The organism is Empedobacter sp. UBA5528 (assembly GCF_002426075.1).
In the GTDB taxonomy this organism is placed as follows: Bacteria; Bacteroidota; Bacteroidia; order Flavobacteriales; family Weeksellaceae; genus Empedobacter; species Empedobacter falsenii_B.
Genome location: NZ_DINY01000061.1, coordinates 1 through 25685, shown reverse-complemented (window position 1 = coordinate 25685; position 25685 = coordinate 1). Strand labels below are relative to the sequence as shown.

Here is a 25685-nt window from a genome sequence, read left to right as displayed (position 1 = left end):
TCTCATCCAAGTAAGTATTGTTGTGCTTACTTGGAATTTTTTAACATCACACACATGAAAAAATATATTAGTTTAAGTTTAGTTTTAATCATGACAATGATAGGTTTTGCACAACAAAATTTATCAATTATGTCTTACAATATTAGATTAGCGTCTGTTGATGATGGCGCAAATCATTGGAATATTCGCAAACAAAAATTGGTTGATTTAATCAAATATTATGATGCTGATTTTGTTGGTGTACAAGAAGCGCAAGTTCCTCAGTTAGATTTTATCAAACAAAATAATTCGAGTTTAGATTTTATTGGATCTCCTCGAAATGATGATAAAAACGCTGAATATTCTGCTATTTTCTATAAAAAAGATCAATATAAAGTTTTAGAACAACATACTTTTTGGTTATCAGAAACGCCAGAAAAAATGTCGAAAGGTTGGGATGCTTCTTATTATAGAATTATCACTTACGGATTATTTCAAGATAAAAAAACGAAAAATACATTTTGGATAATCAATACACATTTTGATAATGATGGAAAAATTGCGCGTCAAAAATCGTTAGAAATGATTGATAATTTAATTCAAAAGTTAACTGAAAAGAAAAACGTTCCAGCATTTTTTATGGGAGATTTTAATATGAATCAAAACGATGAATCTGTTAAATATATTCAAAACAAATATTTAGATACTCGTCTAAATGCGCAAATGGTTTATGGACCAGATTTTACATGGGAAGATTTTAAATTCAATGTAAAAGGAACAGAAATTTTAGATTACATTTTTTACAAAAAGAATTCAAAAGTAACGTGTAAAAGTTTCAATACGATTGATGATTTCTACGATTTCAAATATCCATCAGATCATTTACCAATTTTAGCCAAATTTTTAATTCAATAATAATTATGACAAAATCACATTTGAAATATCCTCTTATTGCAGCTTTATTGTTAAATTATTTTGCCGTAAATGCGCAAGATTTTAAACTTTCGAACAAGAAAATCGAAATATATACAACTGCAAAAAATACGAATCAACGTATCGCAAAATCGACAGATAAGTTAGCTGTAAAAAAGTTTCCACAACCAAAAGAAACAGATATTGCAATTTTTATTGATCCAAAACGTAAATTCCAAAAATTTGAAGGAATTGGAGGAGCTATCACAGATGCTTCAGCAGAAGTTTTAGCAAAATTGCCAAAGAAAACGCAACAAGAAATTATCAAAGCTTATTATAGCGAAAAAGAAGGAATTGGTTATTCGTTGATTAGAACAACAATAAATTCGAGTGATTTTTCGAGCGATAGTTACACGTATGTAAAAGATAATGATAATGAGTTAAAAACTTTTGACATTGCACATGATTTGAATTATAAAATTCCGATGATTAAAATGGCAAAAGCAGAAATGAAAGATGCCTATCGTTTATATGCAAGTCCTTGGAGTCCGCCAGCTTGGATGAAAACGAATAACAGTATGTTAAAAGGAGGTTCTTTGAAACCTGAATATTACCAAACTTGGGCTAACTATTTTGTGAAATTTATCGAGAATTATGAGAAAATTGGTTTACCAATTTGGGGAGTTTCTATTCAGAACGAACCAATGGCAACGCAAACATGGGAATCGTGTATTTATACAGCTGAAGAAGAACGTGATTTTTTGAAAAATAATTTAGGTCCGACTTTTCACCAAAAAGGATTAAAAGACAAAAAAATTATTGTGTGGGATCATAACCGTGATTTAATTTATCAACGTGCTTCAACTATTTTGAATGATTCTGAAGCTGCTAAATATGTTTGGGGAGTTGGTTTTCACTGGTACGAAACATGGAACGGAAGCGTGAATTTATTCAATAATGTAGCGTTAACTCACGAAGCTTTCCCGAATGTTAATTTAATTTTTACAGAAGGTTGTAAAGAACAATTTGATTACAATCAAATGGGAAATTGGGCATTGGGTGAAAAATATGGTTACAATATGATCAACGATTTTAACTCCGGAACAGTTGCTTGGACAGATTGGAATGTTTTGTTGGATGAAAAAGGAGGACCAAATCACGTAGGAAATTTCTGTTTTGCACCAATTCATGGTGATACTAGAAATGGACAGGTTACGTATACAAATTCGTTTTACTACATTGGTCAATTCTCAAAATTTATTCGTCCAGGTGCGCAAAGAATTGCGGCATCGTCTAATCGTTCAGATTTAATGACAACTTCCTTTGTAAACAAAGACGGAAAAGTTGTGGTGGTTGTGATGAATCAAACAGATAAACCTTATCAATATAATTTATGGATAGAAGGAGAAGCTGTTGAGGTAAATTCGCAAGAACATTCGATTAGCACAATCATTATTTCGTAAAAAAATAGAATAATTAAAGGGAAAATTATTTATAGTAAATTGCTTGACAAATTGACAACGTAAGAAGTTAAAGTCAAGCAATTTTTATTTAGAATAGAAGAAAATGAAATATTTAGTTGCCTTATTTTTAATGATAAGTTATACATATGCGCAGAAAACGATAGTATATGATAAAAAAAATAATTTAGCGTTTGATATTTATTATCCGAAAAACTATAAAGAGAATCAAACCTATAATGTATTTGCTTGGGTACACGGAGGCGGATTTTCAGGAGGAACAAGAGCGGATAAAGAAGAAATTGAACGAATGAAAGATGCTCAAGAAAGAGGTTTCGTAGCTGTTTCTATCTCGTATAGATTATTGGCAAATTCTTCGGCTGGTTTTGGGTGTGATTTGCCAAAACAAGAAAAGTTGATGATTTTTAAAGAAGCCTCTTTTGATGTTTTAACTGCGCTAAATTTTATTCAAAATAATTCAAAAGAACTTAAATTCTCGATTAATAAATTAATTTTAGGAGGAAGTAGTGCAGGAGCGGAGACTATTCTAAATGCTTATTATTTGAGAGATTTATGGTACGGAAATCAATTCAATCAAGTTAAAATTGATGGATTAGTAAGTTATGCAGGAGCGATTGTAGACAATCGTTATGTTACAAAATCGAGTGTTTTGCCAACAGTTTATGTACATGGTTTAAGCGATGATGTTGTACCAGCTTACAATGCGCCACACAGAAGTTGTTTGGATAATCAACCAGGATTTTTTCCTTTAAATGGTTCTGCTACTTTAGAAGATTTGAATAGAAAATATAGTCAGGCATCTTTTGCTATTTTCTCTAATTCAGGAAAACATGAATGGTCTGGATTAAGAAAACAATATTTAGACGAAGTTTTCAATTTTATTAATCAATCAATAATTGGGAATAAAAAAGTAAATAATCGAATAATTGTTGACTAATAAAAATATAAGTACATGATAAATTATTTAATGATTATAAATATAAAACAAACAAAGAGCAAAAGTTTCTTCTGCTCTTTGCTAAATAACCTAACCAACTTTATACTATGAAAAATCTGTATAATCTTTAAACTCCTTTGTTACGAATCACAAATAAGAATTGTAAATTTAAGAATAGAATTATTATTTTAAATTGATGTAGATCAAGAAATAATAGGTAAATAAAATATAGAATCTGATTCAGTTTTAGCTAATGGAACAATGACAATCACTCTAAAATTTGATAAAAAAAACTACAATTACAAATTTTGAAGGAGGAACAGCTTGTTAATTCTTAAATAAAAAGACAAAGCAATTTGCTTTGTCTTTTATAGTTAGTTTTTGAGGATAAAATTAGAAATGACTTCTACTAATTCTATATTTATTGGAAGTTCTGGGTTGTTGTAAGAAGATAAATCATCTTTTGAAGTAACATTTTTTAAAACGTGATTCATCCCTTTGATAATAACAGCAGATTTAGGAGATAGGTTTTTAGCGTTCTCCGTATCAACTTGTATATCCATACCCCCTTGAATCACTAAAAAAGGAATAGTTAATTTATTGATTTCATTTACAGGATTATATTTAATCCAAGAAATTAAATAAGGTTGTACACTTTTACGAAATAATGAAGATAAATTAGGATTAATATTATTTACAGTATTTCCATTTTTCAAAGAATCTATAATAGCATACGATTCGGTTTTTAATTGTTCAGGAAGTAGATTTAATTGTTTTTTAAGTATTTGGTCAATAGATTCTCCTGCACCAGAAATCGAGATGAATTTGTCGACATTTTTTGAAGATGCAAGCATTCCAATTAATGAACCTTCGCTGTGTCCAGCTATTGAAATAGAACCAAATCTTTTATCTTTTTTTAAGAAAGTTATCCAATTCCTTGCGTCCTCAACGTAATCATCAAATGTAAGTTTAGACTCGTCCAAATTAGCAATAGAACTTTCTCCGATTCCTCTTTTGTCATAGCGAATAGATGCAATTCCTTTTTCAGCTAAACTATGAGCTAAATATTTCAAAGAGTTATTAATCATCATATTATTGTTTCCATTTCTATCTGTTGGTCCAGAACCAGAAATTAATAAAACAATTGGTATTTTAGATTTTGCATTTTGAGGTAAACATAATGTTCCAAATAATTTAACTTGATTTTCGTTAAGTTGAATATCTGATTCTGTGAAATCATTTTTTGATTGACCAAAAACTGTAGAACAAATAAGTATAAAGAAAAATAAAACTTTTTTCATATTTTTTGTGGTATTAATAATGATAATATTGTGGTTAAAACAATGATAAATAACAAGGTAGCAATGAAAGCAAAAACTTGTTTTGTATTTTTCATGTTTGTAACAGTTTTGAAACCTATGTATAAAAAATAGAGCATTATACACAAGAAAAATATCGCGATAAAAGCTACAATTACAAGTACAATCATTGTTGGAGCTTCGTGCAAAACTTCGAGATTATTTGTTGTAACTCCTTTCAAAACCTTGTCCATACTTTTGTTGACAATTGGAATAAAATCCGTTATGAATACAATGTAATAAGCGATTCTTGAGATTAAAACAACGTTTACAATGTCTATAATTCGTGTTCTGTTATTGATGATTTTTCCTAAAATGTAAAATATGAGGATTGCAATTACTAAATTTCTCGTATTTTGATACAACAAATCGAGATAAGAATAAGAAATTCCATTTTTCTTAATGCTTAAAAAATCAGGGAAAAAAGATTCAGTAATATTGGCGATATAAGTGAAAAGGAAATGCGAAAATAGTCCAATAATGAACAGTATTTTTTCATCGAAATATGCAAATGGATTAAGGAGTTTCTTTATCATTTTTTAGTGTATTTATTGTGTTAACAAATTCATCTGGCTGATCGCAGCTCACCAAATATTTTACATTTTCTAATTCTATCGCAACAAGTTTTGTACGATTTTTTATATTGCATCGATAATTATCCATAGATCTTCCTATCAATCCCATAAATCCTCTGCATCCAACGATTATCAAATTATTTTGAGATTTTCTTTTAATAATTTTTATTTCATTTATCGGAATAATATTCGTTTTAATTTTTGAAATAAAATAAATATTATTCAAATCAACTTTAATTTTATTTAAAGAGATTAAATAATAATACGCAAACAATGGATAAATAATGATTGCATAAATCACCGCAACATATACTTCTGTTTCTTTAAACAATACTCCTCCAATTAAGATTAATAATACAATTAAAATTGCAGTTGTAACCTTGAAAAAAGGCGACATCGATACCGAAAATTCTTTATTCATCAGACATTGTTTTTATTTTATTAATCAAATCATCTACTTTATTTCGCATCGTTGGATAGCTGACTTCAAATTCTTTTGCCATGTCTTTTAAACTTCCTGAGTTGATAAAGAATTGCATAATAAATGCTTGTTCTTCATTTGTAAGTTTCAGAAATAAAGGAAGTTCATAGTTTCCTACAACTTGTGTTTCGCAATGATTGCAAATCAACTTTTCGACCGCTAATTCTTCTGTACAGCTGGGGCATATAACAGGAAGTTTTTTCATTAGATTAAATAATGTTAAAATTAGTTTCAATAAAATTAAATAAAACTTTAATTAATTCAAAATGTGAAATCATATTTTTTCAACTTTAATATTATTGATACATTTGCAACCTAAGTTTTAGTAAAATGAATTTTAAGAAATTAGCCCTTGCAGCATTGGCGTTAGGGACAACAGCATATATCGTTAATCACAATAAGAAAAATGTAAAATACAAACCTGCTCAAAATTTTGATCTAGGTGGATTTTTAGGGCGTTGGTACGAAATAGCACGTTTGGAAAATAAAGCGCAAAAAGGACAAACAAATGTGACACATCGTTTTAATTTGAACGAAGAAAATGGACAATTGGAAGTAATTGTACGCGGATATAATGCGAAGAAAAAAGGGTGGGAGAAAATTGAAGGAATTGCAGCACAAGATATCGAAAATGTTGGGTTGTTTTCGACAACGTTTTTACCAATTTTTGCAAAGAAATTGTATGTTATCGATTTTGATAAAGATTACAACAATGCGTTAGTTGCAAGTGAAGATTATAAAAAGTTATGGATTTTATCGCGTAAGAAAGAGATCTCGGATAAGGTAAAAGACAGGTTTTCTGATTCGGTAAAAAAAGTAGGGTTTGATCCAAGTAAATTAATTTGGCCTTCTCAAGTTCCAATTGCGAAATAAGATTANNCCTCGAGAATTTCTCGAGGTTTTTTGTTTTATTATTTTTGGTTTTTCTTTTCCCAATCGATCGGGAAATTACAACTTTGGTATTCTTTTCCAATTTTAATGTAAGCATCACCAACTTGACGTTTTACCCAATCCATCAACAATGTTCGTTCTTTATCTTGAACTGCAAATTTCTGAATTCTATAATAATCATCTTGGTAATTGATTTTATGCTCTGGATAAAATTTATTGATTTTTAAGATTCTTAACGCTTTTCTGTTATCAAAATCATCTTCGAAAACTTGAGAAATATCTCCTTCATTCAATGTTGCAATCGCTGTAAACATTGGTAGAGGCAAAGCCATTTTCTCGAAACGATCGTCACCAGAATTTTGGTTCATGATATTTCCTGAGTTAAATTTTGTGTATTTATCATCAGAAAATCTTAATGCAGCATCTTTAAATGTCATTTTTCCGTCGTTAATTAAAACTCGAATCGAATCTAATTTATTATAAGCCTTTTTTATTTCTTCTTCCGTTGGTTTCAACGTAATCAAGATATGACGCAAATCTAATTCTTGTCCACGACGTTTTTCTAACTTAATAATATGATATCCAAAATCAGTTTTGAATGGATCAGAAATTTCACCTTCTTGTAAGTTAAATGCAACCGCATCAAACTCTTTTACCATTTTACCACGAGAAACTTTTTTATATTCACCACCATTACTTGCAGAACCTGGATCTTCTGAATATAAAATTGCTTTCGTTGCAAAAGAAGCACCTTCTTCAATTTCTTTTTTGATTTCTTTTAATTGATCGATAATCTTTTGTTGATTTTCTTGCGAAACTTCAGGATAAGTTACAATATGGCTAATCGAAACTTCGTCTTTTACGTCTGGTAACTCACCTTGGTGTTTTTCGAAAAACAAACGAACTTCTTCTGGCGTTGCATCAGCGCCTTTTACAACCATTTCTCTTTTGTTACGTGCATAAATATTATCTTCTACGATATATTTAGTTTCGTTTTTCATTTCCGCCATTGTACGGAAACCAAAATAGTCTAAAATTTGTTTTTCTCCTCCAGCTTGAGCAATCAAACCTTCGATTTGGTTGTTTAATTGACGAGTTACCTCGTCTTGTGTCACTTTGATTAAAGTATCTTGTTTTGCACGATCAACCAACATTTTGTCTAACATAATGTCATTTAGGAAATCACATTTGTCTTCGACTTTCATCCCTTGTTGTTTCGACATTAAATAGTCACGATCTACATCAGACTCTAAAACAATCTGATCTCCAACAACAGCAGCTATACCATCTACTTTAGCAAGACGTTTTGGTGTTGGTTTTGCTGTTTGTGCAAAAGTATTTACCGTAAATAATGCTGCAATTAGCAACATCATACTCGATTTAAATTTCATATACTTTAATTTCATTTTAATATTCTAAGCTCGATAAAAAACTTACCGATGAGCAAATTTAACTTTTTTTGTTAAAGTCCAACATATTTTAATTTCCTTTAACAAAAGAATTGATTTTTTAGTTTATTGTTAAGATTAAACTAAGCCAAATGTACGCAAAGAAACATTCCAAGAAGATTCGAAATCAAAAAGATTCAAACCATGTTTTTCTTTATGCTCATTTGCGAAACTAATTAGCTTCTCGGTTGGCATATTTCCGACCATATCGCTTTTTGACATTGGACATCCGCCCAAACCTTTTATAGCACCATCAAAACGACGACAACCATTATCATAAGCGGCTAGTACTTTAGAATGCCATTCGGTATAAACGGTATGAAAATGCGCGCCAAATTCAATTTCTGGATAATGGGGGATCAAATTTTGGAACAAATCAACAATTGTTTTTTCGTCTGCAACACCAATTGTATCTGATAAATTGATCGAAGAAATTCCAATATCAGCCATTTTTTTTGACCATTCTTTTACGATTTCTTCATTCCAAGTTTCTCCATAAGGATTTCCAAACGCCATCGAAAGATAAATTAACATATGTTTACCATTATCATTTGAGATTTGGTTGATTTCTTTCACCATTTCAAACGCTTCTTCACGACTTTTATTCGTGTTGAATTGTTGAAAATTCTCTGAAATAGAAAAAGGAAATCCAATAATATCCACTTTTTCGTGTTCTGCAGCTTTCATTGCGCCACTTTTATTGGCAACAACAACAGATAATTTCGATTTTGAATTGGTTTTATCAATATTATCTAAAACTTCTTTTGTGTCCGCCATCTGTGGAATCGCTTTTGGCGAAACAAAACTTCCACAATCTATCGCTTCAAAACCAACAGTCAATAAACGATTTAAGTAATCGATTTTCTTATCAGTTGGAATAAAATCTTTGCGTCCTTGCATTGCATCACGAGGACATTCAATAATTTTAAAAGTTAGCTCACTCATTTTTTTGGTTTATTTGCGCCTTAAAGGTAGATAATTTAGTAATTTTGACAAAAATTAAAACGCAATGCAAACAGAATGGAGAGAAAAGTTGGTAACACGCTTTTTGAAATATGTTAAAACTTACACTGAAAGTGAAGCTTTTTTAGATAAATTTCCAAGTACAGACCGTCAATGGGATTTAGCAAATTATTTGGTTGAAGAGTTAAAACAAATCGGTTTAGAAGATGTTTCAATAGATGAAAACGGGTATGTTTTTGGATATGTTCCTTCTACAGTTGATCACGAAGTGCCTACTATTGGTTTTGTTTCTCATATGGATACATCGCCAGATTTTTCTGGAGAAAATGTACAACCTCAAATTTGGGAAAATTACGATGGTGGAGATATCAAATTGAACGAATCAATGATTTTATCACCAAACGAGTTCCCTGAATTATCTCAATATAAAGGTCAAACAATCATTACAACTGATGGTACAACATTATTAGGTGCTGATGATAAAGCTGGTGTTGCTGAAATTGTAACAGCTGCAGAATATTTGATTGCTCATCCAGAAATTAAACATGGACGTATTGCTATTGGATTTACACCTGACGAAGAGGTTGGTCGCGGTGCAGATTTCTTTAATGTAGAGAAATTTGGTGCTGAATGGGGTTACACAATGGATGGTTCTGAAATTGGAGAATTAGAGTACGAAAACTTTAATGCTGCATCTGGAATTGTTACAATCAAAGGTAAATCTGTTCACCCAGGTTATGCAAAAGATAAGATGATTAATGCATCTAATATTGCAATGGAGTTTGCTGCGCAATTACCAAACGACGAAGTTCCTGAATTAACTGATGGTCGCGAAGGATTCTTTCATTTAGCTAAAATTACAGGAAATGTATCTGAAGCAAAAATGGTTTACATTATCCGTGACCACGATATGGAGCAATATGAAGCGCGTAAAGCTTTATTTTTACAAATTGCTGCTGATATTCAAGAGCGTTTTGATCATGAAGTAATTACAGCAGAAGTTTCTGATCAATATTTTAATATGATTGAGAAAGTAAAAGAGAAATTCCAATCTGTTGAAATCGCAGAACAAGCTTTGAAAGACTGTGGTGTTACGCCAAATATCAAACCAATTCGTGGAGGTACAGATGGTGCTCGTTTATCTTTTATGGGATTACCTTGTCCTAATATCTTTGCTGGAGGTCATAATTTCCACGGACCTTACGAATATGTTCCGGTAGAATCTATGGAAAAAGCAACAGAAATTATTGTACGTATTGCAGAATTAACAGCTGAAGGAGCGAAATAATTCTTACAATATATCTTAAAAATAACTTAAGTTTTCTTTTTTGGTTTAAATTTTGTGTAATTTCAAATCAAATTAGAAAACTTTTTTTATGAAAAATATCGTATTATCAGCAGCCGCTATATTTTGTTCAACTTTTGCATTTGCGCAAGAAGAGATAAATGTTGGAGATTTTAATATCTTAAAAGTTTATGATAAAATTCCAGTTGAATTAATTTCATCAAACGAAAACTTAGTGAAAGTAGATGGAGTTAATGCGAGCGATGTTCAAGTTGAAAATAACAAAGGTGAACTGAAATTGAAAATGACAGGAACCAAATTGATGCAAGGAGGAGAAGCAACGGTTAAGGTTTATTACAAATCATTATATGAAATTCAGGCAAGTCAAGGTTCTCGCATTTATTCTGGTGATGTCGTAAAATCGCAAGCATTGTATTTGACATCTAACGAAGGTTCATCTATTAAATTACCAATCGAAACCTCAAAATTAGAAGTCAAAATAAATTCTGGTGCAGAAGTAATTTTAACTGGTGATACTGAATTTCAGACTGTAATTGCAAATTCTGGAGGGAAATATTATTCGAAAACATTAAATTCTGATACAGCAAGTTTAACAACAAATGCAGGAGGAGTAATAGAAGCGAGAGCAGAGAAATCTGTAGATGCAAAAACTAGAGCAGGTGGAGTGATTGATATTTATGGTAATCCAACGCAGCGTAATCATAAAAAATTAGCTGGCGGAAAGATTAATTTTAAATAATTAAAACTTTAACAATAATAGAAAAGCAACGATTAATTTGTTGCTTTTTTTGTTTGATACAACAAGTAAATTAATTCGACATATTTGCTATAACTTATCGTTCCTTCTTGGTTATTTGCCTTCAAAAACTGATTATTTAATTCAGAAAAAGTATCGCTTGTAGCACCTTCATATTTCAAATAATGTTTTAATTCGGCTTTTCTGTCTTGCTTTATTTTAGAATGCATATTATCCAATTCCATTTTCACAAAATACGGATCAGATTTGTAAATAGCGCCTAAAAGTGTGTAAATACTTTTGTAATAAACCGAATAATTAATTTCTGGGTTTTTAGATTTTGCACCTAAATAATAAGCCAAAAAATTAGCTTCACTTTCTGATGCAAACCCCATTTGATGCCCATATTCGTGGAAAAGTGTAGCAGGTTGTTTTAAATTTGTATTGTATCGATTCAGATTTGCTTCTACCGTAAAAGGATTATAGTATCCCAAAATACCCATAAAATTTTGCATTTCCGAAATCCAAGATAATTTGTAATGTACATCTTTTAATAATCGATAATTTTTTAACCATTTTACATTTTTTACTTGGTGCTGTAAAGCAAAAAATTCTTGGTTATAATCTTTTAAATTAGATTTGAATTTTATCGTTGTTGTTGAATCATTGTGTTCGATTAAATTTCTTGCTGATATTGCTTTATCAAGTTCGTAGCAATAGAATTCTTTCAGAATTTTAGGTTGAATAACGATTTTTTCTTTGTTAATAGTTAATGTTTCTTTTTTGTACATCACGCCCCAAGCAAACGTGTAAATAAAGTAAATACAATTTACAAAAATCATAATGTGATAAATTGAATGCGAAACTTTTTCTTTTGATTTGAAAAAACTTCGAATCAATTTAAAAATCAATACAAAACCGATTATTCCAATGATTAAATAAAATAATTCTCCAACAGGAAAATGAACTGAATTCGTGATTTTTGCAATAAATCCTGAAATTGGAAATGTAAGATAATTCACTATAAAATCATCAACGCTTTCGATTGAAAATAATATCGAAAATAAAATAATTTGAAATAGAAAAATAAGAATACTTCGATAAGTTTTATTCAACTTCTTTAGCATATTGATTGGCGATATAACTGATATAAATTAACTGAAAAGTATGGTAAAGCATAATCGGAATCAAATAAATACCGATATCTCCTTTAAAAATAACTGCTGCAATTACTGAGCCATGAACCAATGATTTTTTAGTCGAACAAAATTGAATGGTAATATCATCTTCTCGATTAAAATTCATTTTCTTAGCAATCCATTTTGAAAGTTTGAAAAAGAAAAAGAATAACGCAACTACAATTATGAAAACTGCCAACAACGGAAGAACGCCTAATTTTGTAAATAATCCATCCAAAAAAGTATGACTAAAACTGTTGTAAACAATAAGTACAATGGTTAGTTTATCTAAATTACCGAATTGCTTTTTATATTTATTATAAAAGAATCCTAAATAAGGTTGTAAAAGTGCACCGACAAAAACAGGTAAAATAATTTTAAGAACCAAATCCAAAAAAGTGGCTAATAAATCAAATTCACCATTACTTTTTGATAAAAACAAACTCATCCAAAGCGGTGTAACAACAATACCTATTAGTCCAGAAATACTTGCATTAAAAATAGCACTTGGTATGTTTCCTTTTGCTATCGAAACCATTACAACTGACGAAGAAACGGTACTTGGTAATGCGGCTAAATAAAATATAGCGACATAAAGTGTAAAATAAACTGGGTAACTTTTTACCAACGGATAAAAACACAAAACAAGTATTGGAAAAAAAATAAATGTAATAGATTGAATCAAGACATGCATTTTCCAATTTGCTAAATCCTTGAAAACTTCTTTCCAATTAAGTTTTAGCCCATAAAAAAAGAATACTAGAATAACGCCAATATCAATTACTGTGTTCAGATTAAAATCTTTGTAAGACCACAAACTAATATCGGGGAAAAAATAGGCAACAATAATGGCAACGAATAAAAACAGAATAAATGGATCAGGTAATTTATTTAGAATTTTCAAAATCAATAAAATTTAAACAAAAATAATAAATATGATGATAAACATTTACTAAATATTTATGAATTTGATTTAAAGATAAAATACATAATGTTAAGTATTTGTAAATTGAATAACTTTTTTTATATATTTGTACATACAACACTAAAAACTACTTATGAATACATGTCTACAGTGCAACCAAACTCTATTTGGCCGAAAAGACAAAAAGTTTTGTAATGATTTTTGTCGAAATTCTTATAATAATAATCTTAACCGTGATAAAGTAGAAATTGTACGAAATATTAACAACAGATTAAGAAAAAATAATCGTATCTTAAAAACTTTATTAGAAGAAGGAGCTCGTTCGGTAAATAAAAACGAATTGAGTTTGAGAAACTTTGATTTTAAGTACATTACAAATGTAGATGAATCAAAAAATGGCACGATTTTTTATGTGTACGATGTTGGATATCAAGAGTTAAACGAAGAAAATTATTTATTATTTCAGGTATAAATTTTTATTTTTTTATTGAAAAAGCGCGTCAACATGTTGATGCGCTTTTATATTTTAACTAAATCTTTTCTTTTTTTATACGTTATATTTTATGACTAATTTTTGTTGCGATTAAGTTTAACTTTCTAAAATAACTTAACTTTGCTCCACGATGAAAAAAGATATCAATCAACTTGATCCGAAAGAATTTATTCTGATTAAAGGTGCAAAACTGCACAACTTAAAAAACATTGATTTAGCGATTCCAAAAAATAAATTAGTCGTGATTACTGGGATGTCTGGTTCTGGGAAATCTACTTTGGCTTTTGATACGTTGTATGCGGAAGGGCAGCGTCGTTATGTCGAAAGTTTATCGTCTTATGCACGTCAGTTTTTAGGAAAATTGGATAAGCCTCAAGTTGATTATATCAAAGGAATAGCGCCAGCAATAGCGATTCAGCAAAAAGTAAATTCTACGAATCCGCGTTCTACAGTTGGGACATCAACAGAAGTTTACGATTATCTAAAGTTGTTGTACGCACGAATCGGTAAAACATATTCGCCAATTACAGGAGAATTAGTTCAAAAGGATTCGGTGACAGATGTAATTGATTATCTAAAAACTTTTGCGGCTGAAACTAAATTTATTCTTCAAATAAAATTAGTTGTGCCAGAGGAACGTTCGTTTGTTGAACATTTAAACATTCTTCAACAACAAGGGTTTACACGTTTGAGTGTAGATGGAAATCAAGTGAAAATTGAAGATCTAATTTCATTTAATTTCGAACCTCAACCCGAAAATGATGTTCATCTTGTCATTGATCGTATCGCTTTGCCAACAGAGGACGAAGAATCTTTTTATCATCGTTTGGCAGATTCTATCGATACGGCTTTTTTCGAAGGAAAAGGAGAAATAGCGATTGTAAATGTAGAAGATAATTCGGTAAAATATTTCTCAAATAAATTCGAATCAAATGGTTTGATTTTTAATGAACCAACTATCCATTTCTTTAGTTTCAATAATCCTTATGGAGCTTGTCCAACTTGCGAAGGTTACGGGAAAGTAATTGGAGTTGAGGAGAATCTTGTCGTTCCAAATAAATCGTTGTCAATCTACGAAGATGCGGTTGTAGCTTGGAAAGGTGAGAAAATGGGCGAGTGGAAAAATCATTTTATCAAACTTTCTCAAAAAGTAGATTTTCCAATTCATAAACCATATTTTGAGTTATCCGAAGAGCAAAAAGACTATTTGTGGCATGGAGATAACGACTGGGAAGGATTGGATGGTTTTTTTAAAATGGTTGAGGAGAATACATACAAAATTCAATATCGTGTAATGTTGTCTCGTTATCGTGGTAAAACAACTTGTCCAACTTGTAAAGGAAAGCGTTTGCGTAAGGAAACGAATTACGTGAAAATTGCGGATAAATCGATTAATGATTTGGTTGATTTACCTTTGAATGAGTTGAATGATTTCTTTACAAGTATTACATTTAACGAATATGATCAGCAAATTGCGGGTCGAATTATATATGAGATTAAGTCGCGTTTAACGTTTTTGTTAGATGTTGGTTTAGAATATTTAACGCTAAATCGTGCTTCGAATACGTTGTCTGGAGGAGAATCACAACGTATCAATTTAGCAACTTCTTTGGGAAGTAGTTTGGTTGGTTCGATGTATGTGTTAGACGAGCCTTCGATTGGTTTACATTCGCGTGATACAGCTAAATTTATTACAATTTTACATCGTTTACGCGATTTAGGCAATACAGTGATTGTGGTAGAGCATGATGAAGATATCATGAAAGCTGCTGATTATATCATCGATATTGGTCCAGAAGCAGGAACAAATGGAGGTGAAGTAGTTTTTGAAGGAACCTATGATGAATTATTAAAAGGTGATACATTAACATCTAAATATTTGAACGGAAAATTAGAAATTGAAGTTCCTAAAAAACGTCTAAAATCTCCTAATTATTTGAAAATTATTGGAGCAAGAGAAAATAATCTAAAAAATATTGATGTTAAATTTCCTCTGAACGAATTAACCGTTATTACAGGTGTTTCGGGTTCAGGGAAATCTACCTTAATGAAAGATATTTTAGCACCAGCTGTTCAGCGTCATTTCGAGATTTTTGGAAATAAAATCGGTGATTTTGATGAGTTAGTTGGAGATCTGAAACAATTGGAAGGAATTGAGTTAATCGATCAAAATCCAATCGGGAAATCTTCGCGTTCTAATCCTGTGACGTATGTAAAAGCTTACGATGATATCCGAAATTTATTTGCCAATCAGAAAGCAAGTAAAGTGATGGGATTTCAACCAAAACATTTTTCGTTTAATGTAGATGGCGGACGTTGTGATGCATGTAAAGGAGAAGGGACAATTACCATCGAAATGCAGTTTATGGCTGATGTAGAGCTGGTTTGTGAAGATTGCCATGGCGAACGTTTCAAGAAAGAAATCTTAGAAGTTAAATTCGAAGGAAAATCGATTTCAGATATTTTAAATCTAACAATTGATGAAGCAATTGACTTTTTTGCAACGCATCAACAAAATAAAATTGTCGAAAAGCTGAAACCATTACAAGATGTTGGTTTGGGTTATGTAAAACTTGGGCAATCGTCGAATACGCTTTCTGGTGGAGAGGCACAACGTGTGAAGCTGGCTTTTTTCTTGACGAAAGGAGAAACGACAAATAAAACCTTGTTTATTTTTGATGAGCCTTCTACAGGTCTGCATTTCCATGATATTCAGAAGTTGATTAAAGCATTACGTGCTTTGATTGATTTGGGACATTCGGTTTTTGTAATCGAACATAATATGGATATTATCAAAGTTGCCGATTGGGTGATTGATCTTGGTCCAGAAGGAGGGAAGAAAGGCGGTTATTTGGTTGCCGAAGGTACGCCAGAAGAGATTGTCAAAGTAAAAGAGTCCTACACAGCTCAATTCTTAAAAGAGAAATTATAACAGAAATAAAATAAATTATTAAAACCGAGTTTAGTTCGGTTTTATTTTGCGTTACATTTTGGGTGATGATATACAGGAAAATTGCATGAATTCGCAATAAAACACAATTCATTTGCCTTTTTGTGTAGCGAAAGCGCCAACTCAATTTGTGATGAATCAGAAATAATGATGTCAGGGAATAAATCTACTTTTACAATCTTTCCGCTTCCATCAGGATTGACTTGCAGTGTAGCTTCTGAATGATCTTGGTAAGAAATTACTTCAATTTTATGTTGCGCACAACAATATAAATACGACATCATGTGACAAGAAGTCAAACTACTCAAAAGTAAATCTTCTGGATTGTATAAATTTGGATCACCTTTGAAAGCTTTCGCGGCAGAAACCTCTAAATCAGGTTTTCCTTCAATCGAAATGTGATGACTTTTTGTATAAATTCTGGTTGAAGAATCCATTTTAGATTCTTTCTTTATCCAATTTAGCGCAACTTTAAATAAATGATTCATTGCTTAATTTTTATCAAAAATAATCTTTTCTAAAAGAAAAACACAACTGAGAATCCTCAATTGTGCTTTCAAAAAATGTTATAATTTATCTACTATTTATTTTCTCAAATAGACATTTCCATATTTAGAAGAAAATTCTTGCAATGGCTGTTTACCTACGTTTGCTGCAATTACTGAATGAAAATTATCTGACTTTATAGTCTTGATTTCAAAATCTAAATTAGTGTACATCTTCCCAAAAAAAGTTTCCACTTTTATTTCTCCAATTTGTTTTGCATTCATTGTTGCATCTACGCTTCCGTAAGTTGATTGTGCAATAATTGGCGCATCAAAATTGATAACTTCAATTGTTCCATAAGTCGATTCGATAGTTGTTTTCATATGTTCAGGAACTTTTATTTCCAATACAATATCCATTTGTACACCTGTAGAAACCGAAGAAGATTTAATGTCATTTGCATCAACATATTTCTGGTAATCCTCTTTGGTTTGAAATTGTTTTTTCTCACTCCCAAAAGTCGCTGTCACTTGATTTGGAATATCTTCTAGTTTTACAACTTTGCCTTCGATCGTTTTTCCTTGACTGTTTTTGCTTTCTGTTAAGCTGAAATTTGAATCATTTTTACCATTATTGATATTAACATTTCCAGAAATACTCACTTCATTTTGTTTCCAAGTGGTGATTTTAACGATTTGCGGATAATCAAATTTTAATGTTAATTCTTGACCTTTTTCAACTGAAAAACTCTTTTGAATTTTTGTTTGAGCGATTGATAAATTTGCCAATAAGCCCACTGCTAAAGATAAAATTACTGTTCTCATAACGCTCTCAAATATATTTTACTATAATCTGATCTGAAAAGGAAACTTGTTCCTCCGCCATTTAGCGTTCCTGTTGCTTGATTGTTAATTTTTATCATATCAGACGAACTATTGTTCGCTTCTAATTTTAATGATAATTCAGGCGCAATCAAAATATCACCAAACGAAGTTGTTAATTTTACATTTGCTTTAGAAGATTTCGGAATCGAAGCATCCACGTGACCATAGATCGACACAAGCGACAAAGGACCTTTTACATTTTGACTAAATTTAGCATCGATAGAACCATAAATCGTGTTGATTGTTGCAGGTCCCGTTACATTCTCTAATACAATATTGTTGTAGCTTGCAGTTGCTTCAACTTCATTTTCAATATTTTTGAACGTAATGGTACTTCCAAATTGAGATTGATGATTAAATGAAATTGTTACACCTTTCGGAACTAAAATTTTGATGTTTGGAGGTGTCATTTGTTGAAGTTGTTTTACCTCAATTACACCATTTTTTTCTACAACATTTATTCCTAATTCAGTGTTGTCTTCAAGTCCTAATGAGTTGATTGAGCGCAATCCTTTTGCTCTTTCGTCATTATCTCGCGATCTTGTTTTTGTAGAAAAAACAATTTCGTTTCCGTTGTAACCTTCGACTGTTACGCGTCCAAGATCAAGGTTCAGTTTTCCTTTACTTACAGCTAATTTGTAAGTTTTCGAATTATCTTCATTCGCACTTTTCGATTCATTTTGTGCAAAAGTGTACGTAGACATCATCATAACAGATGCAGCTACCAAAAATATTTTTCTTATCATTTTTTGATTTTTTGTTAATTATTATTTTCTAAAAAGAACCGCGTACGCTTCGTCTTTCACAAACGGTTTTGTTGTAGGATCCAAAACCATTTCTTGTAATTTATTTGTTAATTTCAAATCGATTTGATCATTATTGATATGCGCTATCATTCCTATTAATTCCATTTGTACCATCGGATCATCTTGCTTCATAAAAATGTCTGTTAACTCTTTTGAAACGTCCGATTTAGGTAATTTTGAAGCAAGCGCTTCGAGTGCATTTAGTCGCACAATTGTATTGTTGTCATTTAAAGCTAAGTTGTATAAACTCTCTTTTAAATTGTGATCAATACTTGGTAAATCAGCTATTTTTGCAATTGCATTAATACGATTACTTGTTGATTCTTGATCGTTTAATGAACTTAAAATTTCATTTTTAAGATTTTCATAAATACCAATTACTTCTTCTTTTGGTTGAACAATTTTTTCAACTTTTTTCTCTTTCGTAATTCTTACAAACTCAGTTTCTTTTTCAATTTGTTCAGTTTTAAAATCAGTTGGATGAACAATTTCTGGTTGAACTTCTTCTACTTTTTTAACCTGTTTTTCCTTTACAATTTCAATTGTTTTAGGCGAATTTACTTGATCATTTTTCAAGAAAAAATATCCACCAACACTCAATAAAACAAGCGCAGAAGCAGCAATACTCCAATTCTGAATTCTCCATTTCTTAGGTTGTTCAATTACTAAAGTTTTTTCTTCCTGTTTAGGAATCTCAGCCTGAATTCTTTTCCATAATTCTGCAGAAGGTTCTTTGTTTTCAAAGGCTTCTCTGTTTTTATCAATATGTTTTTTTAAAGAATCATTCATTGCAAACGGTTTGTTGTAAGGTTTCGTAAATTTTCTTTTTTGCACGATGATATTTACTTCTCACCGTGTTGTGGCTCAATCCCAAAAGTTGAGCAATGTCTTCTTGCGGCATGTCTTCGAACAGAAATAGATTCACAATTGTTCTTGTATCAGTAGGTAATTCTTCAATCGCTTGTTGCAATTCTTCAATTTTACCATCCAATATTTGTTTTTCTTCCAAACTTTCTTCACTGTCATCAATAATATTTGCTCCATCAACATCAGAAAAATAAACTTTATTTTTTCGTAAATGTGAAATCGATTTATTAATCGCAACTCTACTGAACCAAGCTCCTAAATTCTCGATGCTTTTCAACTTTTGAATATCAGAAAAAAGTGAAATAAAAATTTCTTGTGTCAAATCTTCCGCATCAGAAACTTCTGTCACCAAACGATAAACAGAATTGTAAACTGATTTCGAATAGCGATGATAGAGCTGAGTATAACCAGCCTCTACACCAGATTCGCACCAATCTAATAGTTGTTTATCATTTATTGAAAAATTTTCTTTCTCCAAAATTTTCAAGGTTTCATTGTTGTTTCTATTGTATAGACGCAGCAAGTTTTTGAATGTTGCATCAATTTTTAAAAAAGTTTTTGAAATTTAACAATTATTGAATTATTCGCCCTGATTTTCAGTGATAATAAGTAAAATTAAATTTCTAAAATTATCCTATTCATCTATATTCTTGATTATTTTTCTATTTTTGTTAGACACAGAGTTAGTCGAAATTGAATATGAAAAAAATAGTTATCATCTTATCTTTGGTTGTAGGAGCCAAGTCTTTTGCGCAAGAAATTGAAGTCAAAAATCTTAAAAAACACGTTTATTTTTTGGCTGATGACAAAATGAAAGGAAGAGGAACTGGAAGTGAAGAAAATTTGAAAGCTGCAAAATATATTGCAAAAGAATTCAAAAAATATAAACTTCAACCTTTAGGAGAAGATGGATATTTTCAAGGATTTGAGGCGAAGGTAAAAAAAGTAAAAGTTGTTGACAGTATTCGTTCTGCAAAAAATGTGATTGCTTTTTTAGATAATAAAGCGGAGAAAACGATTGTGATTGGTGCACATTACGACCATTTGGGAGAAGGAAAGCAAGGAAGTTCTTTGGCGAAAGATAGTTATGGAATGATTCACAATGGTGCTGATGATAACGTTTCTGGCGTTGCTGGTTTGTTAGAATTGGCAAGATTTTACAGTAAAAATAAAGTGACAGAACCTGTTAATTTTCTATTCATTGCTTTTGGTGCAGAGGAATTAGGTTTGGTAGGGTCACGTTATTTTGTGAAACATCCAACGTATGATTTATCGAAAGTGCATTGGATGTTAAACATGGATATGATTGGTCGTTTGAACAAAGAATCTGGCGTTTCAATTATAGGTTATGGAACTTCTCCAACTTTCGAAATAATTTTTAATGAAATTAATCCGACTGATTTTGTTAAATTTTATACAGGTTATGAAGGTAGAGGCGGTTCGGATCAAACTTCGTTTTATGAGAAAGATATTCCAGTTTTATTTTTCCATACAGGCGGTCACGACGATTATCATAAACCAACTGACGATGCAGATAAAGTAGATTATGAATCGTTGAAAGGAATTCTTAATCTCGAAAAAGCTGTGATTGAAGGAAGTTTCAAAATTGAAACGATGCCGTTTAGAAGCACTGATAAAACTGAAAAATAATTGATGAAAATCTAAAATTATTTTTTTTCAATCCGTATTTTTGCAACAAATTTCAACGATTGAAAACGGATCTTTTATTAATCACACCACCTTTTACGCAATTAAATACACCATATCCTGGAACAGTTTATTTAAAAGGATTTCTAAACACACTTTCATATTCAACTTTTCAAGCTGATTTAGGTTTAGATGTTATCTTACAATTATTTTCAAGAAAAGGTTTAATTAATTTATTTGAATTTATTCAAAATCAAGAGATTGAATTAGGTGATAATAGTAAAAGAATGGTGATGTTAAGCGACGAATATATCGCAACTATTGATCCTGTTATCCGATTTTTACAAGGAAAAAATTCGACCTTAGCTGATTCAATTATTCAAGATGGATATTTACCAGAAGCTTCTCGTTTTGCAGAAGTTGAAGATTTGGAATGGGCTTTTGGTTCGATGTCTTTTCAAGATAAAGCGAAGCATTTGGCAACGCTATATTTAGAAGATTTATCGGATTTAATCATTGAGGCTGTTGATGAAAATTTTGGTTTTTCTCGTTATGCTGAACGTTTAGGAAGATCGGCAAATTCTTTTGATGAATTGTATCAAGAATTACAGAAAGACCCAACTTATATTGATAAAATTACACTTTCGGAATTAGAGAAATTAATTCAGAAAACGATTCCAAAAATGATTGGTTTTTCGGTTCCTTTTCCAGGAAATTTATATTCGGCTTTCCGTTGTGCGCAATATATTAAAGCAAATTATCCTGAAATTGTTGTGGACATGGGTGGAGGTTTTCCAAATACAGAATTGCGCTCTTTAAGCGATTCACGAGTATTTGAGTTCTTCGATTTTATTACATTAGATGATGGTGAAGCACCAACTGAGCAATTGTTAAAATATATCAACAATGAAGTTGAAGTTTCTGAGTTAAAAAGAACTTTTGCTCTTCAAAATAATCAAGTTTCTTATATCAATAATCAAACTGTTCGCGATTATAAATTTAGCGAAGTGGGAACACCAGATTATACGGATATCAAATTAGATCAATATATTTCTGTCATCGAAGTGGTTAATCCAATGCATCGTTTGTGGAGTGATGGGCGTTGGAATAAGCTGACAATGGCGCATGGTTGTTATTGGGGGAAATGTACGTTTTGCGATATTTCGTTAGATTATATCAAAATTTATGAACCAATTGCTGCAAAACAAATTGTGGATAGAATGGAAGAGTTGATTGAAACAACTCAAAATACAGGTTTTCATTTTGTGGACGAAGCTGCTCCGCCAGCATTAATGCGAGAAGTTGCGTTAGAAATTCTTCGAAGAAAATTAATTGTAACATGGTGGACAAATATAAGATTCGAGAAAAGTTTTACATATAATTTGTGTCGATTATTGAAAGCTTCGGGCTGTATTGCGGTTTCTGGAGGTTTGGAAGTCGCTTCGGATCGATTGTTGAAATTGATTGATAAAGGTGTAACAGTGGAGCAAGTTGCGGTTGTAAATCGAAATTTTACCGAAGCTGGAATTATGGTACATGCATATTTGATGTATGGTTTTCCGACACAAACAAAGCAAGAAACGATTGATAGTTTGGAAATGGTGCGTCAAATGTTCGAATTAGGAATTCTTCAATCAGGATTTTGGCATCAATTTGCGATGACAGCACATAGTCCAGTTGGGTTGAATCCAGAGAAATATCAAGTAATTAATCATAGCACCGAATTAGGAACTTTTGCGAATAATGATATGATTCACGAAGAAAAATCAGGTTTAATTCATGATCAGTTCTCGTATGGATTAAAGAAATCATTGTTTAATTATATGCACGGAGTTGGTTTTGAATTATCACTGAATGAATGGTTTGATTTTAAAGTTCCGAGAACCTCAATTCAACCAAATTATATCGAAACAGTTTTGAATAATGAAACTTTTGTAACGTATAAACCAACGCAAAAAGTGGTTTGGTTAGGAGGTAAGCCACAAATAGAATTTGTAACGAAAACAAAAAAAGGAAAAACTTTTGAGAATGCTGTTTTACAATTTCATACCAAACAAGATTATCTTGAAATTGTTGTAGACAAAGAGATTGGTGAATGGTTGGTTGATTTTGTTCAATACTTGAAAGAAAGTCCAAAAGCAGTTTCTTATCAACAAATGAAACAAAGTTTTGAAGAAAAAATACAAACTGATTTTGAGATTTTTATTTATTCAAAACAAGCAGAAAAATTAAAAGAAACAGTTTTACTGATTGTATAAACATAAAAAAACCTTGAATTATTCAAGGTTTTTTTTTAGTAGATATGAATTTGTATCATTTTTGATTAAATGATTTTAAAGAATCATCAGAATTAAACATTCTTTGGTATAGAATCTAGTTCTTTAGTTTCTATAATGTTTGGAGCAACTTTTTTTAATAATGTACTACGGATTAGTATCAATATTTTTCATGTTTAATAAAATTAAAACATATATAGATTTTACTTTACTTTAACCAACTCTACACGTCTATTTTTAGCTTTATTTTCTTCTGTATCATTTGCTACCAATGGTTTTTCGGCTCCGTATCCTATAGCAGATAAACGTGTTTTATCAATACCTAAAGCAATTAGTTTTTGCATTACAGCATTTGCACGATCATTAGATAGTTTTTTGTTATGCTTAGCGTCGCCAGAATTATCAGTATGCCCTTCAATTGATATTTTCAATGCGTTATCTTTCTTTAAGGCATTTGCAATTTCAGTCACAATCTCATCACCTTCTTGCGTGATTTTTGCTTGATCAACATCAAAATTAATATATAAAATAGATTTTCCATTCATAGTCAAATCCTCAGCAATTTCGTCTGCTGTTACTTTGGTGACAGTTTGCTTAAAGTCTGTTTCTTGTAGTACATTAAGCGAAGCACCAGCATTGTTAGAATGGTATTGTATATATACATTTCCTTTATCTTTTGTGCGTAATACCCAAAACTTCATATTTTGTCCAGCGTATCCCATATCACCTTCGCCTCCTTTATTCGGATCTTGTTTATTGTAACGCTCATATTCTTCTTTGGTTATTTCACCATCAAACACTTTAACAGCCCCGATAGATTGTAAATAATCAGCCATACTTTTTTCAAAGAAATGTTGCGAAAATTCTTCTCCTTGTTTAGGTGAAACAAAAGTTTTATACAACTTTCCTTCAAAAGGTGTCATAACACCGTTAATAGGAAAAAAACATATGTCAAATTGTTTTACCAAAGGTTTGTTCATTTCTTTTAAACCTTGCGGAAGATTTATGAAAGGAAAATCTCCAATATCAGCTGTTGAAAATGGAATTTTGCTGATGTCAAATCCATTATTAGCAACCGTATTTTCTTGTTTTTGATTAGTATCTACTATAACATTATCCGTTTTCTTTTCTTCTGTTTTGTTGTTACAAGAAACAATCAAAGTAGCTGCAATCGCTACAATAAATAGTTTATTCATCGCTGTTCAAATATTAATTTTATAGTATTATTTGAGATAAAAATACTATAAATTATTATCATACAGTTATTTATTTGCGTAATTTTTTTAATCTTTTATTTAGATCTTTATTAAAAGTCATCCTCTTTCATTCAAATTTGTTTAATATAATTCAATTGTCGTAAGTTGGTTACTTCAAACAAGTTATTTAGTATTTTTAGTCGATTTCAAAGCCCATATAATTAGTAAAGGTTGCATGAATAATCGTGCTAATCTTTTTTGATCTGTATCCAATCCAAAACCATCTCTTTTGTTTTTATATTGAGCCCAGTTTCCAGGAAAAACAGCCCCAAAAAAACAAGCTGCTATTTTTCCAACTATTTCTTTTTTACTATCTGGAGCTAAAACAATCGTACTACCCAAGGCTATTTCTGCAATTCCCGAATACACAACTGTGTCATCTTTGGGTAAAGGAACCCAATTTGGTACTTGTGTCTTGAATTCTTTTCTAGCTATAGTTAAGTGAGCAATTCCTGCTCCAATCAAAAAAGCTCCTAAGGTATATCGTGCGATGTTTTGTGTCGTGTTATTTTTCATGGTATTCATTTTTAGAATGTTATTATTCAATAATGAATCAAAAATCGTACAACTAACACTTAATGGGTTTTGAATAGGTGAAAAATCAAGATTTTTTATTTGAAATTTATAGGGAATTAATTTATTATGTTTTACGCTTAACTTTTTACGTTTTTTTCTTTCTTGCTGTCACATTTATTATGTTGAAGAATAAGATGAAAATTGTTTTAAAACGTTTAACTTCTTGATATAATTTTCTACATTACATTTCGAAAATCACTCGAAGTGACGGTATTTGATGTGAGTATTGAAACTTGTTACTGAGTTTACGAATGGATATCCCCCTGAATTTTCC

General features: G+C 30.9%; 25 protein-coding genes. 10 read left to right on the top strand and 15 right to left on the bottom strand.

Annotated elements, in window-relative coordinates; genetic code table 11:
- Window positions 1-54: 54 nt before the first annotated feature.
- The 3 genes from B4L98_RS12850 (at window position 55) to B4L98_RS12840 (ending at window position 3309) form a co-directional block, all read left to right on the top strand.
- Window positions 55-894 (top strand): endonuclease/exonuclease/phosphatase family protein, encoded by an 840-nt coding sequence (locus B4L98_RS12850; protein WP_221855166.1) that lies wholly within the window; start codon window positions 55-57, stop codon window positions 892-894.
- A 5-nt stretch (window positions 895-899) separates the two neighbouring features.
- The gene (locus B4L98_RS12845; RefSeq protein ID WP_221855164.1) at window positions 900-2354 is read left to right on the top strand and encodes a glycoside hydrolase family 30 protein; all 1455 of its coding nucleotides are present in this window, start codon (window positions 900-902) and stop codon (window positions 2352-2354) included.
- Window positions 2355-2457: 103 nt separating this feature from the next.
- Window positions 2458-3309: a carboxylesterase family protein gene (locus B4L98_RS12840; RefSeq protein ID WP_125350343.1), complete on the top strand. Its 852-nt coding sequence runs from the start codon at window positions 2458-2460 to the stop codon at window positions 3307-3309.
- A gap of 374 nt (window positions 3310-3683) precedes the next feature.
- On the opposite strand, the gene B4L98_RS12835 is transcribed toward B4L98_RS12840, so the two are convergent.
- From B4L98_RS12835 to B4L98_RS12820, 4 genes are read right to left on the bottom strand one after another with little or no spacing between them, the layout of a single operon-like run.
- Entirely contained in the window at window positions 3684-4610 is a 927-nt protein-coding gene (locus tag B4L98_RS12835; protein WP_291046572.1) for an alpha/beta hydrolase, read from the bottom strand.
- Entirely contained in the window at window positions 4607-5203 is a 597-nt protein-coding gene (locus B4L98_RS12830; protein WP_291053334.1) for a hypothetical protein, read from the bottom strand. Before B4L98_RS12830 ends, B4L98_RS12835 begins: the two co-directional genes overlap by 4 nt.
- Window positions 5184-5663 (bottom strand): PH domain-containing protein, encoded by a 480-nt coding sequence (locus B4L98_RS12825; RefSeq protein WP_291078385.1) that lies wholly within the window; start codon window positions 5661-5663, stop codon window positions 5184-5186. Before B4L98_RS12825 ends, B4L98_RS12830 begins: the two co-directional genes overlap by 20 nt.
- Entirely contained in the window at window positions 5656-5928 is a 273-nt protein-coding gene (locus tag B4L98_RS12820; RefSeq protein ID WP_291078383.1) for a DUF2089 family protein, read from the bottom strand. The genes B4L98_RS12825 and B4L98_RS12820 overlap by 8 nt, the downstream gene beginning before the upstream one ends.
- 125 nt (window positions 5929-6053) lie before the next feature.
- On the opposite strand from B4L98_RS12820, the gene B4L98_RS12815 reads away from it, so the two are divergent.
- The gene (locus tag B4L98_RS12815) at window positions 6054-6596 is read left to right on the top strand and encodes a lipocalin family protein (RefSeq protein WP_291078381.1); all 543 of its coding nucleotides are present in this window, start codon (window positions 6054-6056) and stop codon (window positions 6594-6596) included.
- Window positions 6597-6634: 38 nt separating this feature from the next.
- On the opposite strand, the gene B4L98_RS12810 is transcribed toward B4L98_RS12815, so the two are convergent.
- Both B4L98_RS12810 and B4L98_RS12805 read right to left on the bottom strand, forming a co-directional pair.
- Window positions 6635-8005 carry a peptidylprolyl isomerase gene (locus tag B4L98_RS12810; RefSeq protein WP_291046591.1) on the bottom strand — a complete coding sequence of 457 codons (1371 nt, stop codon included), beginning with the start codon at window positions 8003-8005 and terminating at the stop codon, window positions 6635-6637.
- 135 nt (window positions 8006-8140) lie between these two features.
- The gene (locus tag B4L98_RS12805) at window positions 8141-9007 is read right to left on the bottom strand and encodes a hydroxymethylglutaryl-CoA lyase (protein ID WP_291078379.1); all 867 of its coding nucleotides are present in this window, start codon (window positions 9005-9007) and stop codon (window positions 8141-8143) included.
- A 64-nt stretch (window positions 9008-9071) separates the two neighbouring features.
- Here B4L98_RS12805 and pepT point away from each other — a divergent pair, with 64 nt between their 5' ends.
- Window positions 9072-10313 carry a peptidase T gene (gene pepT, locus B4L98_RS12800; RefSeq protein ID WP_115000674.1) on the top strand — a complete coding sequence of 414 codons (1242 nt, stop codon included), beginning with the start codon at window positions 9072-9074 and terminating at the stop codon, window positions 10311-10313.
- Window positions 10314-10401: 88 nt separating this feature from the next.
- Window positions 10402-11070 carry a head GIN domain-containing protein gene (locus B4L98_RS12795; RefSeq protein ID WP_291058778.1) on the top strand — a complete coding sequence of 223 codons (669 nt, stop codon included), beginning with the start codon at window positions 10402-10404 and terminating at the stop codon, window positions 11068-11070.
- A gap of 32 nt (window positions 11071-11102) precedes the next feature.
- Here B4L98_RS12795 and B4L98_RS12790 read toward each other — a convergent pair whose 3' ends face one another.
- Both B4L98_RS12790 and B4L98_RS12785 read right to left on the bottom strand, forming a co-directional pair.
- Window positions 11103-12089, bottom strand: coding sequence for a DUF3810 family protein (locus tag B4L98_RS12790; protein WP_291078377.1), 987 nt, complete (start codon window positions 12087-12089; stop codon window positions 11103-11105).
- An 85-nt stretch (window positions 12090-12174) separates the two neighbouring features.
- Complete coding sequence (locus B4L98_RS12785) at window positions 12175-13149, bottom strand: bile acid:sodium symporter family protein (RefSeq protein ID WP_291058776.1); 975 nt, start codon at window positions 13147-13149, stop codon at window positions 12175-12177.
- Window positions 13150-13303: 154 nt separating this feature from the next.
- Between B4L98_RS12785 and B4L98_RS12780 the strand changes: the two genes are divergently transcribed.
- Both B4L98_RS12780 and uvrA read left to right on the top strand, forming a co-directional pair.
- Window positions 13304-13642 carry a hypothetical protein gene (locus tag B4L98_RS12780; RefSeq protein WP_291058774.1) on the top strand — a complete coding sequence of 113 codons (339 nt, stop codon included), beginning with the start codon at window positions 13304-13306 and terminating at the stop codon, window positions 13640-13642.
- A 151-nt stretch (window positions 13643-13793) separates the two neighbouring features.
- Window positions 13794-16595, top strand: coding sequence for an excinuclease ABC subunit UvrA (gene uvrA / locus B4L98_RS12775; RefSeq protein ID WP_291058772.1), 2802 nt, complete (start codon window positions 13794-13796; stop codon window positions 16593-16595).
- A gap of 41 nt (window positions 16596-16636) precedes the next feature.
- Here the strand turns inward: uvrA and B4L98_RS12770 are convergent, their stop codons facing one another.
- The 5 genes from B4L98_RS12770 to B4L98_RS12750 form a co-directional block, all read right to left on the bottom strand.
- A complete protein-coding gene (locus B4L98_RS12770) occupies window positions 16637-17101 on the bottom strand; it encodes an OsmC family protein (RefSeq protein WP_291078376.1) in 465 nt (154 codons plus the stop codon).
- Between the two features lie 96 nt (window positions 17102-17197).
- Window positions 17198-17923, bottom strand: a complete 726-nt coding sequence (locus B4L98_RS12765; RefSeq protein ID WP_291078375.1) for a hypothetical protein — start codon at window positions 17921-17923, stop codon at window positions 17198-17200.
- Window positions 17920-18729 (bottom strand): DUF4097 family beta strand repeat-containing protein, encoded by an 810-nt coding sequence (locus B4L98_RS12760; protein ID WP_291078373.1) that lies wholly within the window; start codon window positions 18727-18729, stop codon window positions 17920-17922. The genes B4L98_RS12765 and B4L98_RS12760 overlap by 4 nt, the downstream gene beginning before the upstream one ends.
- Window positions 18730-18750: 21 nt before the next feature.
- Window positions 18751-19578 carry a hypothetical protein gene (locus tag B4L98_RS12755; protein WP_291078371.1) on the bottom strand — a complete coding sequence of 276 codons (828 nt, stop codon included), beginning with the start codon at window positions 19576-19578 and terminating at the stop codon, window positions 18751-18753.
- Window positions 19571-20134, bottom strand: a complete 564-nt coding sequence (locus B4L98_RS12750) for an RNA polymerase sigma factor (RefSeq protein ID WP_185144198.1) — start codon at window positions 20132-20134, stop codon at window positions 19571-19573. The genes B4L98_RS12755 and B4L98_RS12750 overlap by 8 nt, the downstream gene beginning before the upstream one ends.
- Before the next feature lie 221 nt (window positions 20135-20355).
- Between B4L98_RS12750 and B4L98_RS12745 the strand changes: the two genes are divergently transcribed.
- Window positions 20356-21306, top strand: a complete 951-nt coding sequence (locus tag B4L98_RS12745) for a M20/M25/M40 family metallo-hydrolase (RefSeq protein WP_291053306.1) — start codon at window positions 20356-20358, stop codon at window positions 21304-21306.
- Window positions 21307-21365: 59 nt separating this feature from the next.
- Window positions 21366-23561: a B12-binding domain-containing radical SAM protein gene (locus B4L98_RS12740; protein ID WP_291078369.1), complete on the top strand. Its 2196-nt coding sequence runs from the start codon at window positions 21366-21368 to the stop codon at window positions 23559-23561.
- A gap of 221 nt (window positions 23562-23782) precedes the next feature.
- Here B4L98_RS12740 and B4L98_RS12735 read toward each other — a convergent pair whose 3' ends face one another.
- A complete protein-coding gene (locus B4L98_RS12735; protein WP_291078367.1) occupies window positions 23783-24775 on the bottom strand; it encodes an OmpA family protein in 993 nt (330 codons plus the stop codon).
- A 183-nt stretch (window positions 24776-24958) separates the two neighbouring features.
- Complete coding sequence (locus tag B4L98_RS12730; protein WP_280050222.1) at window positions 24959-25351, bottom strand: DoxX family protein; 393 nt, start codon at window positions 25349-25351, stop codon at window positions 24959-24961.
- Window positions 25352-25685: the final 334 nt, after the last annotated feature.